The organism is Moorena sp. SIO4G3 (assembly GCF_010692305.1).
GTDB lineage: Bacteria > Cyanobacteriota > Cyanobacteriia > Cyanobacteriales > Coleofasciculaceae > Moorena > Moorena producens_A.
The window spans coordinates 37,874-58,645 of the sequence record NZ_JAAHIG010000002.1; the positions used below are offsets into that span (position 1 = coordinate 37,874).

Below are 20,772 nucleotides of genomic sequence, written 5' to 3' on the forward strand. Positions count from 1 at the left end.
TCAATGTATCGAGAGAGCAACAATGAATAACTTAAAGGAACATTTGACATTTTCTGTGCCTATTACCCGAGGTACCTATCAACTAGCAGAAACCTTGAGTCGGGAACAGCACGAACCAGATAAAGCTCAAGACGTTTACCTAAATACATTAGCGGTTTATGCAGTAAATTTCTACTTACAACAGTGTCTGGAAGTAGAAACCGATTTAGCAGCAAGTGATAGCAGCAATCCAGCCCTGCGATCGCTAATGAATGTATCCGACTTGATGGTTAAAGGTTGGGGGAAATTGGAATGTCGTCCTGTTTTAGCTGGTGACCAAGTTTGTCACATCCCACCAGAAAGTCGGCAAGACCGAGTTGGTTATGTGGTGGTAGAAATTAATCAAGCAAGTAATCAAGCTAAACTGCTAGGATTTGCCAAAACTGCACTGGCAGGAAGCTTGGAGATTAGTAAAATCCAGTCTCTTGAGCAGTTAATTAACCAATTACCAGAGCCGGAGTCAGATGTCGTGAACTTACGGGAATGGTTGAAGGGTAATTTTCAAGTAGGTTGGCAGTCGGTTAGCGATTTGGTTTCTCCACAACTTAGACCAGCATTTAGAAATACCGAATACCAGCAACAACGAGCTAAACCAATTGATTTATTTGATTTAGGGCTAGAACTAGCGGGTAATCCTGTCGTTTTAATTATTACTGTTGGAAAAATTGATAAGGAAACTGCCAGCGTTCGAGCACAGGTTTATCCCAAGGGTGAAGCACTAACCTTGCCTCCGAATTTGAAACTATCGGTACTAACTGCAACCGGTGATGTTTTTACCGAAGTAACCGCCAGAAGTAATGATGAATTCATCCAATATCAGTTTAATGCCCAACGGGGAGATGACTTCGGAATTCAGGTGTCTTTAGGTGAAGCTAGTGTAACGGAAAGGTTTCAGGTTTGAGCTAAAGTCAGGCGGACTATCCCAATGCTGGTGGTGCGTTACGGGGCGGACTATCCCAATGTTGGCTATGAGGGGAAAAATCTGGGCAAGTCCGCCCCTAACGCACCCTACGTGCTTACCTTAAAATTGTCAAAAATAGATCAATGAAGAGGCTGTTAACGTTAAGATTAGACGGAGAAATTGAGCAGGGGTTTGATGCCACCCTGGAAATTCGGCAAGGGGATATCCATTCTCCGTCCCAAACTCGGATTAAAGGGCGGTTGTCGGGGAATCGAGACTTACTCAACTGTTATCGCCATTGGCAGCAACGGTATCTGAGTTTGGAAATGCTATTTCGTGCTCTGAGTGCCAATCCCGAACAGGTGACCAATTCATCCCAGCGGGGGGAAGCGTTTGCAGCTTGTCGGCAAGCAGCTGAGGTGTTGGAAGGGAGTCTTAATCACTGGCTCAATACTGACCCAGAGTTTCGCTCGATTCGGGATAAGTTATTGGGCTCGGGGAAAAAATTTCAACTGCTGTTACAGACCAATAATCCCTGGCTGCGTCGGTTTCCCTGGCACCGCTGGGATTTACTGGCGGAAGCCCAAGCCGACGTTGCCCTGAGTGCCATTGAATACGATTGTCCCAACCCTGTTAAGCGCCAGATTACCCCCAAGGGCAAGGTGAAAATTCTGGCAATTTTGGGTCAGGGTGCCAATCTTAACCAGCAAGCAGATCAGCAGGCGTTGGAGGAGTTGGCGGGTCAGGCGGGAGCACAAATTACCTGGCGGCAGGAACCCCAGGCATCGGAGTTGAATCAGCAGTTATGGGAGCAGGGGTGGGATATTCTGTTTTTTGCTGGTCACAGTGGCACTTCCCAAGAGGGGCAGCGGGGGGAAATTCAACTCAATCAGACGGAACGGTTGACTATCGATGATCTGCGGTTTGCCTTGAAGAATGCGATCGCACGAGGGTTGCAGTTAGCTATTTTTAATTCCTGTGATGGTCTCGGCTTAGCCTACCAGTTGGCAGCACAGCAGGATTTGTATTTGCCCCAGGTGATTGTGATGGCAGAGAAAGTGCCAGACCCAGTATCACCCAAGTTTTTGCGGTATTTTCTAGAAGCTTACATCCGGGGTGAGTCTCTGTATAGCTCGGTGGCAGAAGCACGGGAAAAATTACATGGCTGGGAACAACAGTATCCCTGTGCCAGTTGGTTACCGGTGGTTTGCCAAAACCCTACCGTTCAACCCCCCACTTGGAAAGAATTACGCTATGGTCCGATCAACCAGTCTCGTTGGCAGTTACCCCGCACGGCTGTGATTGCCAGTTTTCTGGTTACCCTTGCCCTGATGGTGGTGCGGCCATTGGGGGTAATCCAACCCTGGGAGTTACAGGCTTATGACCAATTTATGCGCTGGCGACCCGACCAAGGGGTTGACCCGAGGCTGTTAGTGGTTGAAATAACTGAAGAGGATTTTCAGTATCAGGATGACCAGGGTATGAAGCGTAAGTGGTCCCTGTCTGATGCGGCTTTGGCTCAACTGTTGGATAAATTACAGGCTCATCACCCTCGTGCCATTGGCTTGGATATCTATCGGGATTTTCCGGTCAGTGACGAATATCAGGATTTGGCGGATCGCTTGCCAAGGATGGATAACTTTTTTGCTGTCTGTCAAGCTAGTAACCCCACTCGTAACTATGGTGGTATTGCCCCACCCCCAGAAGTGCCACCGGAACGTTTGGGCTTTACGGATGTGGTGATTGACTCCGATGGCGTACTGCGCCGTTATCTTTGGTATGCTACCTTTAACCGTGATTCCCCTTGTCAGACTGAGACGTCTCTAAGTTTGCAGTTAGCACTACATTACTTAGGGGCAGAGGGGATTGACCCTAAGGTCACACCAGAGGGTGAGGTGCAATTAGGGGAAACCACGTTAAGGTCGTTGCCTGGTTATGCTGGTAATTACTCCGCAACGAGTAATGCTGGCTATCAGATGCTACTGGATTATCGCACTCCTGGTGATATCGCCCAAAGGGTTACCCTAAAACAGATTCTAACGGATCAATTTGAACCGAGTTGGGTTAAAGACCGGGTAGTTTTGATTGGTGTTACTGCCCCTAGCGTTCAAGATGATTTTTCCACTCCTTTTACTCGGAATTCAAACCAGACTATAGAGATGCGTGGTGTATTTATTCATGCTCAGATGGTTAGTCAGATTCTGAGTGCGGTGAAAGATGGACAACAACTGTTGTGGATATGGTCCGAGTGGGGAGAGTTTTTGTGGATTTGGGCTTGGGGGAGTCTAGGGGGTTTCTTGGTGTTGGTCTGTAAACGACTCTTTCATTGGGTGGGAGTGGGTATCGCCAATCTAGCAGTTTTATCTGGTGTTTGCTTTGTTGTCTTTATTCAAGGTTGGTGGATACCTTTAGTCCCTTCGGGTTTGGCTTTTGTAGCTACAGGGATGATTGTTGGTTACAACAGGACTCTATCTATGAGTTGCTCGGTTTTGGGTAATTGACAAAATGTATTTGCTGATTTTGGGTATAATTTTCCTCCATAGCTCCCTATTTTGGGGGATACAAAACTCTAAAAGTATCCCCGGTGCGCTTACAGTTGTCACAGCAACGCTGAAAAAAATAATTCCAGTGTTTTGCATAATTTTCAAAACTAACACTGTTATATAAATAGGTTAATTTTTTCCAGCCTCAAAATGGCAGGTGGTTTAGATGGCTGGTTCCTTAGTTTCAGGGCATCTTGATTAAGAGCTTGATTAGATAGGTAATCTCTTAAGTAAATTAGGGATGTGTTGTATCATGAATCGTAATAAATTTCGTCTACAAAATGTAATTATTGCTCTGACTCTGAGTTGGTTATTTAGTTTTGAACCTCACATAGTGAAAGCTATAGAAGTAATTAAACCCCTAACTAACTTGCTCAAACAAGGAGAAAACACTTTCACCCCTATAGCTGAATTGCCAGTTCCAGTTAAATTAGAGCTTACTCTACCTCCTAAAGGAGCCCCTGGTAAACGTAAAGGTGCAGGAAGTCGGAATGACTGTCCCCCTGGGAAATTTATTGCTTTAGTACCTGGTACTAATTTCGGCTTAACTACTAGTGAACGTCCTACCTTTTGGTTTTATGTGCCCTATTCCGATAACCGGACAATCCAAGCAGAATTTCGGTTGCGGAATAAGGAACTTAAAGAGGTCTACAAAGAAACATTCATGCTCCAAAATACGCCAGGAATAGTCAAAATTACTCTACCGGAAACGGTCTCAGGACTTGTTGTGGAAGATTTATATCATTGGCGTTTCTCTGTGATTTGCAATCCCACAGACCCATTAGATAATGATTTCGTTAGTGGTGGTGTTGAAAGAATCTCTATCACTGATGATTTGGAGCAGCAGTTAGAAGGCAATAATCCCCGGGAGCGTATTGTTGTTTATGCCAAACAAGGGTTGTGGTTTGATGCCCTAACTGCTCTAGCTGAACTGCGTTTGGCTAATCCTCAGGATAAAACTCTGGCTCAGGATTGGGCAGATTTATTAGAGCAGGTGGGTTTGAAGGAAATTGACTCACAGCCTTTAGTTGATTGTTGCACAGTTGAGTAATAGTTTTGATTATTAACCTGATTTTTTTGTTCACTATTAACTAGCATTTAAGCAGGTTTGTGATGAAACATTTAAAGAAATCAAAAAAGCTGATTCTTAGTTTTTTGGTGGCACTGTTTATTATTGTCAGTAATCAGCCCTTCCTGATCAATTCCATTAATGGCTCTGACTTTTTTGCCAAAAGAGCTTTTGCTCAAACAACAAGTGATACTTTCGGTTACAATGCTGCCTTTGAAGAAGAATGGAATAAGATTGGGCAGATGTCAACGGAAAAATTTGCCCAAAGGTATGATGCCAAGGCTGATTATATTCAAGGAATTAGTTGGGATCCAACCACAGCTAAATACTGGGATTTATTCAATCGAGATCCAAAAAAGCACGAGAAACTCTACTACGATTTTCGACTGAACCAAGATGAACTTAGCGTTTTCAATAAAAATGGATTTGTAGTCAGTGAGCGCCTCGGGACAAAGAGTTTTGCTAGGATGTTCTATCGCATCTATAGTAACGACTTACCTGTTTTTGTTTCCGCTGACTCCATTCTCCATGCCTGGCATATGTCCTACGATGCCATGCTCAAAGAACTAGAAGAAAAGGTTTTAGCTCCATATCTAGAAAAAATACTTCAGGGTATGGCAGAAACTATCCCTGTGGCAGCAAAAGAATATGGTAATGGAGAACTAGAATCAAGTTTAAAGGATGTTGATTATTTCCTAGCTGTAGCTCGTTCCTTGCTTAAACCCAATTCTGCTAAACAGTCGAAAAATAAAAGACTACAAATAATTGTAGGGAAATCTAACAACGAAGCATCTCCAGAATCTGATCTAGCTGATGAACCCGTCAAGACTTACTTAAATCAAGATGAGCGTGTTGCTGAAACTCTCAACTTTGTTAAAGCTCAACAACTACAGGGATTTAAGTTGTTTGGACGAGAGCGCCGGGTAGATTTTTCTCAATTCAAACCAAGGGGTCATTATGAAAATTCTGAAAGACTTAGGAAGTATTTCCAGGCAATGATGTGGTGTGGCAGAATTGACTTCCGTATTGCTGGTAAACCTGAAGAAGCCTCTCCACGAGAACTGGGGGCAGCGATTATTTTTCATGACCTTCTTAAAAAATCCGGAAATTTTGAGTTATGGCAGCAATTTGATGAAATTATCCAAACTTTTGTTGGTTGGACAGATTCTATGACTTTTGCTCAACTGGATAAACTTTTGGTACAAGCACAGATTAACTCTCCAGCAAATGTCAACAGTCGGTCAAGTCTAGAGCAACTGCAAAATACTATCTTGGATGGAAAATTTGGTATTCAAAATATCCGAGGTCATTACCACTTACTCTTCAAGGAAGAAAAACCACAATTACCCAGATCATTCACAATATTGGGTCAAAAGTTTGTTTTGGATAGTTGGGTAATGTCTCAGGTAGTCGATGTTTCAAAAATTTGGGATGGTACTTTTATTAAACAGAATAGACCAACAGCTTTGGATGTAGCCTTTGCTGCATTGGATAACAATCAGGTTACTCCCAATCTCGTTGAGCGTATTACCAATCTTGAGAAGCAGCAGCCAAAAGTTGGTCTTAACTACCAAAATAACTTAGCAGCAGCCAAAAATGTAATCGATCAACAAGACCCATCTGTTTGGAAAGACAACATTTACATGAATTGGCTGGCAACGTTGCGTGAACTTTCAGTACCTACCTCAAATTCCAAATATCCTGAAGCTATGCGAACTCAGCCTTGGGCCATGAAAACCCTCAACACCCAGTTAGCTTCATGGACGCAGTTGCGTCACGATACCATTCTCTACGCCAAACAAAGCTATGGTATTTTTTTGGCATGCGAATATCCGGCTGGTTTCGTTGAGCCAAGACCAGAATTCTGGGAACGTTTTGAGCAAATGGTAAGGCTAACAGCCCAACAGCTTAAAAAGACTCCCTTAGAATCCCAAGAAATTCAGACCAAACAGGTTAAATTTCTTGAACAATTTGCCCAAAAGTTGGGGATTATCAAAGAGATTGCGTCAAAAGAACTTGCCCAGCAGCCCCTTACAAAAGTAGAAACCAAATTTCTCAAAGATATTGTTGAGATCATTCAACGAGCATCGGGCTCTCCCAAATACGAAGGCTGGTATCCTAAGCTTTTCTACAGCAATCCAAAAGACTCTGACAAATGGGATGCCTTGGTTGCAGATGTGCATACAAGTATAGGGGAACGAGAACCAGATATTGTCCTTCATGAGGGTGTGGGTAATGTAGATATGCTGATGATTGCAGTAGAAAATGGTGACGACCGCATGGTTTTTGCTGGTCCGGTTATGAGTCACTATGAATTTGAAGTTCCTAGCGTTATGCGGAAATCTGATTCTGAGTGGAAACAAGACATACAGAACAAAAATCTTCCCCCTCGTCCTGATTGGACAAAGGATTATCTCGTCTCACCTCTGTCAGTACAGACAAGTATTGGTCAACAACCAAGCTACAAAGCTTTACAGCTACAGAAAGAAGCTTTGCAGTATTTGGATCAAGGTCAATTTCAAGCAGCCATGAGCAATTACGAGCAAGTATTATCCCTTACCAGAGAACTTAAGGATACAGCATGGGAAGCCAAAATACTCTACTCAATGGCAGTAGAATACACAAATCGAGAGCAATATCAACAAGCATTAGAGTTATATCAGCAAGCTTTACCTCTTACTCAAAAAATAGGTGATCGTACTATTGAGTCTATAATTCTGAGCAATATGGGAAGGATTCATGCAGAACTGGCTCAGTATTCCCAAGCTCTGGAGTTTTTCGATAAATCTTCAGACGTCAGCCAACAAATTGGCAATCGTGTTACACAAGGACGTAGTATCAACAGCATCCAAGCAATTCAAAGCTCTTTAGAGGGTAACCATCAAAAAGCACTAGAACTTTTCCAACAAGCTTTGGACATTAATCGTAAAATTGGAGATAAAAGAGGAGAAATATTTAGCCTCACCAATATAGCCTCAATTTACGGCGATCAGGGTGAGTATCAAAAAGCACTGAAATTGTATAACCAAGTCTTCGACATTAGTTTAAAAATTGGCGATTGCGAAGGAATAGCAGTTAGCCTTAATGACAGTGGCTTAATTTATTATGAACTGGGGGATAAACAACAGGCACTAGAGTTATATCGTAAAGCTTTGGATTTTTGTGAAAAATATGGTTTTTACAGTGATAAAGCGAAGACTATGTTGAACATTGGCAAAGCTTATAGTGGAATGGAACAGTTTCAAGAAGCTCTCCATTTCTATCAACAGGCGTTAGCAATTTTCCAAGAATTAAAACTTTCTGATGATCAAGCTAATGCTCTTGCTCATATCGGCAGTACTTTTATGAGCATGGGTAAGCTAAATAAAGCCAAAGCAACGCTTTATCAAGCTATTGATTTAATAGAGTCTGTGATCAGACCTAACAAAGATCTCCATAAAATATCAATGTTTGAAAACAAAGTTTTTCCTTACAAGGCTCTACAATATGTACTCATTCAGCAAAATGAACGTGAAAAAGCTCTAGAAGTTTCAGAAAGAGGCCGGACAAGAGCTTTTGTGGAATTACTAGCGAAGCGGTTAGCTGTTAACTCAGAAGAAATTGCTGATTTCAAGCCAATATCCCTTAAACAAATTCGACAGATTGCTGTAGAACAAAATTCGACCCTAGTTGAATATTCTATTCTTCCCAGCAATAGTAAGGAATTTAAACTCTATAGTTGGGTCATTCTGCCCACAGGTAAGATTGAGTTTCGTGCCGTTGACCTCCCTCAAGAAACGTCCCTAGAAAAATTGGTAAGCAACGGATATTTCTGTATTCTTCAAGACGAATGTCGCAGCGGTGCCAATCAAACCCTACCGACTGTGGGTGATTGGGTTAAATTAAAGGATGACCAGTTTGACCAACCCTGGCAAGTAGTCGATATTCAGCAAGACACTCTCAAACTCAGACTGGAGAATTGGGAAGAAGATACTACTATCCCACGTCCTATTACTGATGTAGTAGCGATTGTCAAAGCCTTCAACCGAAAAAGTCTACAACAACTCCATGAACTCCTCATTGAACCCATCGCCGACCTACTACCAAAAAATGAGAATGACCGAGTGATCTTCATCCCTCATCAACAACTATTTCTCGTTCCCTTTCCCGCTCTACAGGACAAGGATGGCAACTACCTAATTCAGAGACACACTATTCTAACTGCTCCATCCATTGAAGTTTTGGGTTTAACCCATAAAAAACGGAAACAGCTTCCCAATTCAGTCCAAGGTGCTGTAGTCGTAGGCAACCCCACCATGCCCAGGGTCACCACTAAACCAGGAGAAAAACCCGAACAATTACCTGAGTTACCCCATGCTCAGGAAGAAGCAATTAAGATTGCCGAACTCCTTAACACCCAAGCTCTTACTGGGAATCGCGCCACTAAAGCTGCTATTTTGCCTAAACTACTCCAAGCTCGAATTATTCATCTGGCTACTCACGGTCTATTAAGTGATTTTAAAGGACTCGGTATACCCGGAGCCATTGCCCTTGCCCCCTCCGGCACAGGAGAGATCAATGACGGTTTGCTCACCGCAGGTGAACTGTTACAGATGAAATTAAATGCTGAGTTAGTTGTCCTGAGTGCCTGTAAAACTGGACAAGGTGATATTACCAGTGATGGAGTTATCGGTCTATCTCGCTCATTAGTTGCTGCCGGAGTTCCCAGTATTATTGTTTCCTTGTGGTCAGTTCCCGATGCTCCCACGGCTGATTTGATGAAGGAGTTTTATCAAAATCTTGACAGTACAGGGGATAAAGCGCAAGCCTTGCGCCAAGCGATGTTGACCATGATTCCGAAGTCAGGTAATCCGAAAGATTGGGCGGCATTTACGTTGATTGGTGAAGCTAATTGAGGCAACAAATTTTCGTGAGGCGATCGCACTTTCTTGGATTGAGATTAATGGAAATTCTGAGTTTTGCGATCGCACTTGCATGATTTGGCTATTCTACCACCGTTAAATAAATAGAATTCTGTTCTTTGAGTTTATTCCAAGTTGATATAGGGGTAATAACCATGAAATTTGAAAGAATAGCCACTATTGGATTGCTCAGTATACTAGGTAGTTTCTCCCCACTGTTGCTAGATAATGTTTCAACCCTATTCCCAGCTTCTCCAGCACTAGCTCAAACTGTAGAAAGCCGTAAAACTGAAGCTGACCGACTTTTTAATCGAGGTATTGAACAGGCTAAAGTGAGTCAATTTCAGAAAGCATTGCAGTCTTGGCAGAAGGCACTCACTATTCATCGAGAAATAGGAGACCGTGAAGGTGAGGCTTCCTGTGTGAACAATCTCGGTATTGCTTACCAAAACCTGGGGGACTACCCAAAGGCCATTGAAAACTACCAGCAGAGTTTAGCTATTGACCGAGAAATAGGAAATCGCAAAGGTGTGGCTAACTCACTGAACAATCTCGGCAATGCTTACCATGCCCTGGGTGACTACCGAAAGGCCATTGAATACCACCAGCAGAGTTTAGCTATTGCACGAGAAATAGGCGATCGCTTAGGTGAAGCTAATTCACTGGGGAATCTCGGTACTGCTTACGACAACCTGGGGGACTACCCAAAGGCCATTGAAAACTATCAGCAGAGTTTAGCTATTGACCGAGAAATAGGAGAGCGACAAGGTGAGGCTTACTCACTGAACAATCTCGGCCTTGCTTACAATTCCCTGGGAGACTACCAAAAGGCCATTGAATACTACCACCAGAGTTTAACCATTGCACGAGAAATAGGCGATCGCTCAGGTGTGGCTAACTCACTGGGGAATCTCGGTAGTGTTTACACAAACCTGGGGGACTACCCAAAGGCCATTGAATACCACCAGCAGAGTTTAGTTATCAAACGAGAAATAGGCGATCGCTCAGGTGTGGCTAACTCACTGAACAATCTCGGTCTTGCTTACGACAACCTGGGGGACTACCCAAAGGCCATTGAATACCACCAGCAGAGTTTAGTTATCAAACGAGAAATAGGAAATCGCAAAGGTGTGGCTAACTCACTGAACAATCTCGGTCTTGCTTACGACAACCTGGGGGACTACCCAAAGGCCATTGAATACCACCAGCAGAGTTTAACCATTGCACGAGAAATAGGCGATCGCTCAGGTGAGGCTAACTCACTGAACAATCTCGGTATTGCTTACGACAACCTGGGGGACTACCCAAAGGCCATTGAATACTACCAGCAGAGTTTAGTTATCAAACGAGAAATAGGCGATCGCTCAGGTGAGGCTTCTTCTCTGGGCAACCTCGGTAATGGTTACGGAAACCTGGGGGACTACCGAAAGGCCATTGAATACCACCAGCAGAGTTTAGTTATCAAACGAGAAATAGGCGATCGCTCAGGTGAGGCTCACTCTCTGGGCAACCTCGGTAATGGTTACGGAAACCTGGGGGACTACCGAAAGGCTATTGATTTCTACCAGCAGAGTTTAACCATTGCACAAGAAATAGGAGAGCGGCAGGGGGAAGGAAACTTGCTCAATAACTTAGGATATGCTCTGTTTAAATCAGGTAATCTTAAACAAGCTGAAACTACCCTCACCAAAGCCATGGAGATTAGGGAATCTCTACGACCAGGCTTGCTAGATAACCATAAAATTTCCCTATCCGAGAAGCAATCTAATACCTATCGCATTTTGCAGCAAGTACTAATTGCTCAAAATAAAACTGATGCTGCATTGGAAATTGCCGAGAGGGGACGTGCTCGTGCTTTGGCGGAATTACTGGCAAAGGGGTTATCCCCGGAACGAGATACTCCACTAAATTACCCTAACCTCAAAAAAATCAAACAGGTTGCCCAGCAGCAGAAGGCCACACTCGTGGAATACTCCATTATTTTGGATGGAGGAATCTCTATTTGGGTGATCCAACCTACGGGGAAAATTGAATGGCGTTCGGCTAAACTACCTCCAAATACCTCTCTCAAAGACCTGATTAACCAGGGATATGATTGCCTTGGAGACCATGGTCAATGTCGCAGTAGTCAGTCTTCCCGGCAACCGTCCCAGGGTGATTGGGTCAAACTCAAGGATGACCAGTTCCAGGAACCGTGGCAAGTAGTTGAAGTTAATGCTCAACAAGGTAATTTACGACTCAAGTTACCAGGATGGGAAGAAGGGGTAACAATCGAGCGCCCAATTACTGATGTTGCCAGGATTGTCGATTCCCCTAATATTGAGAAACCACGCCTACAACAGCTTCATAAACTACTGATTGAGCCGATTGCAGACTTACTGCCCAAAGATGAAAATGCTCGTGTAGTCTTCATCCCTCACAGAGAATTGTTTTCTGTGCCCTTCCCAGCCCTGCAAGACCAGGAGGGAAACTACTTAATTGAGAAACACACCATCCTCACTGCTCCCTCCATCGAAGTCTTGGGCTTAACCCATCAGAAACGGAAAGACCTTCCTAATTCAGGCCAAACTGCCCTGGTAGTTGGTAATCCTACCATGCCCAAGGTACCACCAGCTGCTGGAGAAAAACCTCAGCAATTATCTGCTCTCAAGGGTGCGGAAAAAGAAGCTAAATACATTGCCTCCGAGTTAAAGGCTCAACCCCTATTGGGACAAGACGCTACGGAAACCAAAGTTAAAGGCCAGATGCCCAAGGCCAGGTATATTCATTTTGCTACCCACGGGTTATTTGATCCCAAGCGTATTGGAGGTATTGGGAGTGCGATCGCCTTGGCTCCTTCAAACCGAGAGGACGGACTACTAACTGCTGAAGAAATCTTTACTATGGAACTCAGTGCCGAACTAGTAGTAGTCAGTGCCTGCGAGACCGGAGTCGGTCACATCAACAGTGAGGGGGTGATTGGTTTATCTCGGTCTTTAGTTGCAGCCGGTGTCCCCAGTGTGATGGTCTCCTTGTGGTCAATCCCTGATGATAAAACCACAGAATTGATGACCGAGTTTTATCAAAATCTTAAGAACACAGGGGATAAAGCTCAAGCTTTGCGCCAAGCGATGTTGACCATGATACCAAAGTCCCCTAACCCGAAAGATTGGGCAGCATTTACGTTGATTGGGGAAGCTAATTGAGGCAACAAATTTTCGTGAGGCGATCGCACTTTCCTGGATTGAGATTAGTGGAAATTCTGAGTTTTGCGATCGCACTTGCATGGTTTGGCTATTCTACCACCGTTAAATAAATAGAATTCTTTTCTTTGAGTTTATTCCAAGTTGATATAGGGGTAATAACCATGAAAGCTTCTAGAATAGCCACTATTGCACTCCTCGGTATACTAGCTAGTTTATCCCCACCGTTACTAGGTAATGTTTCAACCCTATTCCCAGCTTCTCCAGGACTAGCTCAAACTGTAGAAAGCCCTAAAGCGGAGGCTGACCGACTTCTTAATAAAGGTCGTGAGCAGTATAAAGTGAGTCAATTTCGCGAAGCATTGCAGTCTTGGCAGAGGGCACTCACTATTTATCAAAAAATAGAAGACCCGCAAGGTGTGGCTAACTCTCTGAACAATCTCGGTCTTACTTACAACAACCTGGGGGACTACCCAAAGGCCATTGAAAACCTCCAGCAGAGTTTAACCATTGCACGAGAAATAGGTGATCGCAAAGGTGTGGCTAACTCACTGAACAATCTCGGTATTGCTTACTACAACCTGGGGGACTACCCAAAGGCCATTGAAAACCACCAGCAGAGTTTAACCATTGCACGAGAAATAGGTGATCGCCATGGTGTGGCTAACTCTCTGGGTAATCTCGGTCTTGCTTACTACAACCTGGGGGACTACCCAAAGGCCATTGAAAACCACCAGCAGAGTTTAGTTATCAAACGAGAAATAAGTGATCGCTCAGGTGAGGCTAGCTCTCTGAACAATCTCGGTATTGCTTACAAAAACCTGGGGGACTACCGAAAAGCCATTGATTTCTACCAGCAGAGTTTAACCATTGCACGAAAAATAGGTTATCGCTCAGGTGAGGCATCCTCTCTGGGCAATCTCGGTCTTGCTTACTACAACCTGGGGGACTACCCAAAGGCCATTGAAAACCACCAGCAGAGTTTAGTTATCAAACGAGAAATAGGAAATCGCAAAGGTGAGGCTAACTCTCTGGGCAATCTCGGTATTGCTTACGACAACCTGGGGGACTACCGAAAGGCCATTGATTTCCAGCAGCAAAGTTTAGTTATCAAACGAGAAATAGGCGATCGCTCAGGTGTGGCTAACTCACTGAACAATCTCGGCCATGCTTACAACAACCTGGGGGACTACCCAAAGGCCATTGATTTCCAGCAGCAGAGTTTAGTTATCAAACGAGAAATAGGCGATCGCTCAGGTGTGGCTAACTCACTGAACAATCTCGGCCATGCTTACAACAACCTGGGGGACTACCCAAAGGCCATTGATTTCCAGCAGCAAAGTTTAGTTATCAAACGAGAAATAGGCGATCGCTCAGGTGAGGCTAAATCACTGAACAATCTCGGTAATGCTTACTATTCCCTGGGGGACTACCCAAAGGCCATTGAATACCACCACCAGAGTTTAACCATTGCACGAGAAATAGGTGATCGCAAAGGTGTGGCTAACTCTCTGAACAATCTCGGTATTGCTTACAACAACCTGGGGGACTACCCAAAGGCCATTGAAAACCACCACCAGAGTTTAACCATTGCACGAGAAATAGGAGAGCGGCAGGGGGAAGGAAACTCCCTCAATAACTTAGGATTAGCTCTGTTTAAATCAGGTGATCTTGAACAAGCTGAAACCACCCTCACCAAAGCTATGGACGTTAAGGAATCTCTACGACCAGGCTTGCCAGATCACCATAAAATTACCCTATCTGAGAAGCACTCTAATACCTATCGCAATTTGCAGGAAGTTCTAATTGCTCAAAATAAAACCGATGCTGCATTGGAAATTGCCGAGAGGGGGCGTGCTCGTGCGTTGGCAGAATTACTGGCAAAGGAGTTATCCCCAAAAGTAGATACTCCACTAAATTACCCTAACCTCAAGAAAATTAAACAGATTGCCCAGCAGCAGAAGGGCACACTCGTGGAATACTCTATGATTTCCGATGAAGGAATCTATGTTTGGGTGATCCAGCCTACGGGCAAAATTGAATGGCGCTTGGCTCAACTACCTCCAGATACCTCTCTCAAAGACCTGATTAAGAACGGAGATGATTGCCTTGCAGACCATGGTCAATGTCGCAGTAGTCAGTCTTCCCAGCAACCGTCCCAGGGTGATTGGGTCAAATTGAAGGATGACCAGTTCGAGGAACGGTGGCAAGTAGTAGAAGTTAATGCTCAACAAGGTACTTTACGACTTAAGTTACCAGGGTGGGAAGAAGGGGTAACAATCGAGCGCCCAATCACTGATGTTGCCAAGATTGTGGATTCCCCTAATATTGAGAAACCACGCTTACAACAGCTTCATCAACTACTGATTGAGCCGATTGCAGACTTACTGCCCTTTGATGAGAAGGCTCATGTAGTCTTCATCCCTAACAGAGAACTGTTTTCTGTTCCCTTCCCAGCCCTGCAAGACCAGGAGGGAAAGTACTTAATTGAGAAACACACCATCCTCACTGCTCCCTCCATCGAAGTCTTGGGCTTAACCTATCAGAAACGGAAAAACCTTCCTAAATCATCCCAAACTGCCCTGGTAGTTGGTAATCCTACCATGCCCGAGGTACCACCAGCTCCTGGAAAAACACCTCAGCAATTATCTGCTCTCAAGGGTGCGGAAAAAGAAGCTCAAAACGTTGCCTCCCAGTTAAACGCTCAACCCCTATTGGGAAAAAAAGCTACCGAAACCAAAGTTAAACGCCAGATGCCCAAGGCCAGGTATATTCATTTTGCTACCCACGGGTTATTTGATCCCAAGCGTATTTCAGGTATTGGGAGTGCGATCGCCTTGGCTCCTTCTGTAGGAGAGGACGGACTACTGACTGCGGAAGAAATCTTTGACATGAAACTCAGTGCCGAACTAGTAGTAGTCAGTGCCTGCGAGACCGGAGTCGGTCACATCAACAGTGAGGGCGTGATTGGTTTATCTCGTTCCTTAGTTGCAGCGGGTGTTCCCAGTGTGATGGTTTCCTTGTGGTCAATCCCTGATGATAAAACCACAGAATTGATGACGGAGTTTTATCGGAATCTTAACCGCACAGGGGATAAAGCGCAAGCGTTGCGCCAAGCGATGTTGACTATGATTCCGAAGTCAGGTAATCCGAAAGATTGGGCGGCATTTACGTTGATTGGGGAGGCGCTTTAGGGGAATCGGGAATCGGGAATCGGGAATCGGGAATCGGGAATCGGGAATCGGGAATCGGGAGTAGGGGAGAACTGCTATAGATTACTTTCTTTAACGTTTTGCATAAATAGTCAAAACAAGACTGATAAGTATTATAGACAGGCAACAGAACTATTTTTGGAAAGACCTAAACCAACCTAGGTCTTTATTAATTTGTCATCTTGGGTGTAAACAGCTATATAGCTTCTAAGCATTTACCAGTAAGCGGTAAGCCGTTAAGGCCAAAGCTGAGACCTGTTCGCGTAGCGCATATGCTTACCCCTGTGGGTGCATGTCAATTTTGTTAATCCCTGATTCAGATCCCCCATTATCCCCCTTAATAAGGGGGACTTTTCCATCTAATTCCCCCCTTTTTTAAGGGGGGTTAGGGGGGATCTATGTACCTAATTACAAAGTTGACATGCTCCCAACCCTGTTGTCTAGTCTCTGTTTTATCTTCGCTGTTCCCTGATTAATGATGAAGCTTTTCAATAAATTAAGCAAGCTAATTATTGCTCCGATCATTGTATTGTTAATTCTGATGAGCAACCATACTTTCCTCGAAGATGGCATTGACAGTTCCAAACTTTTGGTCAACCCAGCTTCAGCAGAAGTGTCACCTGATGTCTTTGGTTACAACCCTACCTTCGCTCAGGAATTGGATAAGATTGGACAGATTTCACCCCAAGAATTTGCTAAACGTTACGATGCCAAGGTTGATTATCTAACACAAATTAGTTGGGATCCCACCCAGGCTCAATTTTGGGATTTGTTCAATGACAGCTTTTTCCGCCTCAATTCAGAGGAACTGGAAGTATTCAATAAACAAGGCTTTGTTGTCAGTGAGCGCATGGGGACAAAGAGTTTCGCTCAATCATTCTACCAAATCTATAACAACGATTTACCAGTTTTCGTTTCCGCTGATGCCTTGCTTCATGCTTGGCATCGTTCTTATGACGCCATGTTAGAAGAACTAGAAGAAAGTTATCTTGCCACATCACTAGATGAAATTCTCACAGGAATGGCAGATAAAATCCCAGAAGCCAGTAATCAATATGGCGATGGTGTCCTTGACCTAAGTTTAATCGATGCCGACTACTTTCTAGCAGTCGCTCGTTCGTTATTGGCAGGAGAAACAGTTAAGACCAAATTAAATCAGGATGCCCGTGTGGCAAAAACCCTCAAAGCCATAGAAGGAGAGCAACTCCAGCAATTTGAGCTGTTTGGGCGTTACCGCGAGATGGATTTTTCTCAATTCAAGGTACGTGGGCATTATGAGAATTCCGAGACTCTTAAGAAATATTTCCGAGCAGTAATGTGGTGCGGTAGAGTCGATCTACGGATTGCAGGTAAACCGGAAGAGGCTTCTCCACGGGAATTGGGTGCAGCCATAATCCTCAATGATCTCTTAAAACAATCTGGTAAGTTCGAGCAATGGCAAGATTTTGACCAAATGCTCCAGACCTTTGTCGGTCCAACTGATTCCATGACGTTTGCTCAACTAGCTGACCTATTAAAACAAGCTAAGATTAAATCTCCGACAGATATTAAAGATTTATCCACCTTAGAGCAGCTGCAAACTGAAATTTCAGCTAACAACCTAGGTTTTCAAAACATCAGGAGTCATGTTTACGTTAGTCCCCTGGAAGACGATCATCAGATTAAAGATATAATACCCCACTCCTTTACAGTTATCGGTCAAAAGTTTATCTTGGATAGCTGGATGTTGAGCAAAGTCGTCTACGATGATATTATTTGGAATGGTGAGAAAGTTCAGCGCCGTGTACCAAGTGGATTAGATGTCGCATTCGCCACCCTGGGGAACAATCAAGTAGTACCAGAACTGGTTGATCGGATCACAAACCAGAATGGGCAGGAGTTCCGAGATGGTCTCAACTATCAACACAACTTAGCGGCAGCCTTTAATGTGGTTGAAAAGCTAAATCCTTCTGCTTGGGAAGAAAACCTTTACATGAATTGGCTGGCAACCTTGCGGGAACTTTCCAAACCCACTACGGACTCGAAATACCCGGAAGCCATGCGTACCCGTGCCTGGGGGATGAAGACACTCAATACACAACTAGCGTCATGGACACAACTGCGCCACGACACCATCCTTTATGCCAAACAATCTTACACCGGTGGAACCTTATGCTACTATCCAGCTGGGTTTGTGGAGCCGAGACCGGAATTCTGGGAACGCTTTGAAAAAATGGCTGTGCTGGCGGCGCAGCTAATGGAAAACACTCCCTTTCCAGAGCGCTTCCGAAAGATTCAGCAAAAACAAACTAACTTCTTCAAAAATTTCAGCCAGCAGTTAACTATCCTGAAGGAAATAGCACTCAAGGAATTAGCACAACAGGAACTTACCGAAGCCCAAACCAACTTCCTAGAAAAGGTTGTTGAGATTCAACGGTTTGCTTCAGGGGGTCCGACTTATACCGGTTGGTATCCCAGCCTTTTCTATAAGAAACCTGAGGATTCTGATAAGTGGGATGCCATTGTTGCGGATGTACACACAAATGTACCGGACCCAATGGTGGGAGATCCAGGCAGTGTACTTCACCAGGGCGTGGGTAATATCGATTTGTTGATGATTGCAGTGGACAACGGTAAAGACAAAATGGTCTTTGCTGGACCAGTGTTGAGCCATTATGAATTTGAGATGCCAGGGGTATCCCGTAAATCAGATTCTGAGTGGAAAAAAGATATCCAAACTGGCAAGTTTCCACCTCGCCCCAACTGGACAAAAAGCTATCTTGTAGTTAATGAGTTCTTGAATGAGTTCTCTCCTCCTGAGGAGTAGGTAGTAGCGCTCAATGGATTTTCGTGAATTATTTTCCACTGTTACATGTTCCGATATCCGCTATTCCAGATTTCTGAAATAAGTCTTGTTTGATGGCCATGAAATTTCCAAAAAGGTTTACTGATTAGTGGCTTAGTTTTGGGTAAATGAAAAAAGAAATACCACTGGTTTTCATAATTTACCCATCTAACACTGTTATATACATAGATAAATTTTTTCGAGCTTCAAACTTCCAGTATGCCCAAAGGGTTGTGGTTTGATGCCCTCACCAACCTTGCTCAACTAGGTTGGCCTAATTCCTAGGATAAAATCCTCCCTCAGAATTGGCCATATTTAGGGTTTGCTGAAAAAGTCTTTTGGTATTGGTAGGAGTCAGGAGTTAGGAGTCAGGAGTTAGGAGAAATGGGAATTATATAGAAGGTAGTCGGAAGACTTGTTCCTTTATTTTTCGGCTCTTGTCTTTGTATGCTAATTTTTTGAGCTTTTTCGACCGAAAAGCTGGCACTTTTAGAGACCAAAAAAGGCTAAAACCTTTATCTTGAAATGCTTTGAGAGTTAATCAGCAAGCCCTATTTATTGCAGCAGGTGGGTTTATAAAAAATTAATTCACAGCCCTTGCTTGATTATTGTTCTGGTAAAAAGTAACGAATTAACGGGTTAATTTTTAATATAAAAACCACCGATTACTTATTCTCTTATTTTTTGTGTTCTCGCCATGAAATTTCAAAAATTTCGATTAATTATCCTTCTGGCTTTGTTAGGTAGTTTCTCACCACCGTTACTATTTCATGATTCACTCCTATTACCAGCTTCTGCATCATTAGATCAAACGTCACAAAGCCGTAAAGCTCAAGCTGACCAACTTGTGGTTCAAGGTCTTAAGCAGCTTAAACTAAGGCAATTTCAGGAAGCATTGCAGTCTTGGCAGAAGGCAGTCACTATTTATCGAGCAATAGGCGATAGGCTTAGTGAGGCTGCATCTCTAAATAGTCTCGGTATTGCTTACGCAAACCTAGGGGACTATCCAAAGGCCATTGAAAACCACCAGCAGAGTTTGGCTATCAAACGAGAAATAGGCGATCGCAAAGGTGAGGCGTCTTCTCTGAACAATCTCGGTATTGTTTACAGAACCCTAAAAAAGTACCCAAAGGCGATTGAAAATTTCCAGCAGAGTTTGGCTATTGCACGAGAAATAGAATACCGACAAGGTGAGGTTAACTCTCTAGGCAATCTCGGTTTTGTTTACGAAAATCTGATGGACTACCAAAAGGCCATTGATTTATACCAACAAAGTTTGGCTATCAAACGAGAAATAGGCGATCGCAAAGGTGAGGCGTCTTCTCTGAACAATCTCGGTATTGCTTACTATTTCCAGGGAAACTATCTAAAGGCCATTGAAAACCACCAGCAGAGTTTAACTATTTATCGAGAAATAGGTGATCGCACCCGCGAGGCTAACTCTATCAATCGTCTCGGTATTGCTTACGCAAACTTAGGGGACTATCCAAAGGCCATTGAAAACCTCCAGCAGAGTTTAACTATTTATCGAGAAATAGGCTATCGTTCAGGTGAGGCTAACTCTCTAAAAAATCTCGGTCTTGCTTACGAAAATCTGGGGGACTACCGAAAAGCCATTGATTTATACCAGCAGAGTTTGCCTATCAACCAAGAAATAGGCGATCGTCAAAGTGAGGCTAACTCTCTAGCCAATCTCGGCATTGCTTACATAAACCTAGGGGACTACTCCAAGGCCATGGATTTCTTCGAGCAGAGTTTCACTATTGCACAACAAATCCGTAAGGCTAGGTCTCTGAAAAATTTCGGCATTCTTTACCGAAACAAGAAAGACTACCGAAAGGCCATTGAAAATTTCCAGCAGAGTTTGGCTATTTATCAAGAAATAGGCGATCGCAGAGGTCAGGTTAACTCTCTGAAAAATCTCGCCATTACTTACAGTGCCTTGGGCGACTACTCAAAAGCGAATGATTTCCAACAGCAGAGTTTGGCTATCAAACGCGAAATAGACTTGTCAAGGTGAAGCAAACTCTATTGAACTAACAATATAGCAGTTCCTAACCATATGCTTAGGAACTGCTATCAGCCAAAAGCCAACAGCTGA

General features: G+C 43.8%; 10 protein-coding genes. 9 read left to right on the plus strand and 1 reads right to left on the minus strand.

Features of this window, described 5'->3' with window-relative positions:
• Positions 1-22: 22 nt before the first annotated feature.
• From F6J99_RS00630 to F6J99_RS00660, 7 genes are all read left to right on the plus strand, one after another.
• Positions 23-940, plus strand: a complete 918-nt coding sequence (locus tag F6J99_RS00630; protein WP_293111259.1) for a DUF1822 family protein — start codon at positions 23-25, stop codon at positions 938-940.
• A gap of 143 nt (positions 941-1,083) precedes the next feature.
• A complete protein-coding gene (locus F6J99_RS00635) occupies positions 1,084-3,441 on the plus strand; it encodes a CHASE2 domain-containing protein (RefSeq protein WP_293111260.1) in 2,358 nt (785 codons plus the stop codon).
• Between the two features lie 295 nt (positions 3,442-3,736).
• Positions 3,737-4,534 (plus strand): DUF928 domain-containing protein, encoded by a 798-nt coding sequence (locus F6J99_RS00640; RefSeq protein ID WP_293111261.1) that lies wholly within the window; start codon positions 3,737-3,739, stop codon positions 4,532-4,534.
• A 62-nt stretch (positions 4,535-4,596) separates the two neighbouring features.
• The gene (locus F6J99_RS00645) at positions 4,597-9,447 is read left to right on the plus strand and encodes a DUF3160 domain-containing protein (protein ID WP_293111262.1); all 4,851 of its coding nucleotides are present in this window, start codon (positions 4,597-4,599) and stop codon (positions 9,445-9,447) included.
• Positions 9,448-9,608: 161 nt separating this feature from the next.
• Entirely contained in the window at positions 9,609-12,638 is a 3,030-nt protein-coding gene (locus F6J99_RS00650; protein ID WP_293111263.1) for a CHAT domain-containing tetratricopeptide repeat protein, read from the plus strand.
• Positions 12,622-12,744, plus strand: coding sequence for a hypothetical protein (locus tag F6J99_RS00655; protein WP_293111264.1), 123 nt, complete (start codon positions 12,622-12,624; stop codon positions 12,742-12,744). The genes F6J99_RS00650 and F6J99_RS00655 overlap by 17 nt, the downstream gene beginning before the upstream one ends.
• Before the next feature lie 55 nt (positions 12,745-12,799).
• Entirely contained in the window at positions 12,800-15,829 is a 3,030-nt protein-coding gene (locus F6J99_RS00660) for a CHAT domain-containing tetratricopeptide repeat protein (protein ID WP_293111265.1), read from the plus strand.
• On the opposite strand, the gene F6J99_RS00665 is transcribed toward F6J99_RS00660, so the two are convergent.
• Positions 15,804-15,974, minus strand: a complete 171-nt coding sequence (locus F6J99_RS00665) for a hypothetical protein (protein ID WP_293111266.1) — start codon at positions 15,972-15,974, stop codon at positions 15,804-15,806. The two genes, F6J99_RS00660 and F6J99_RS00665, sit on opposite strands and share 26 nt — an antisense overlap.
• Before the next feature lie 414 nt (positions 15,975-16,388).
• On the opposite strand from F6J99_RS00665, the gene F6J99_RS00670 reads away from it, so the two are divergent.
• Both F6J99_RS00670 and F6J99_RS00675 read left to right on the plus strand, forming a co-directional pair.
• Positions 16,389-18,653, plus strand: a complete 2,265-nt coding sequence (locus F6J99_RS00670; protein ID WP_293111267.1) for a DUF3160 domain-containing protein — start codon at positions 16,389-16,391, stop codon at positions 18,651-18,653.
• A 715-nt stretch (positions 18,654-19,368) separates the two neighbouring features.
• Positions 19,369-20,691, plus strand: coding sequence for a tetratricopeptide repeat protein (locus tag F6J99_RS00675; protein ID WP_293111268.1), 1,323 nt, complete (start codon positions 19,369-19,371; stop codon positions 20,689-20,691).
• Positions 20,692-20,772: the final 81 nt, after the last annotated feature.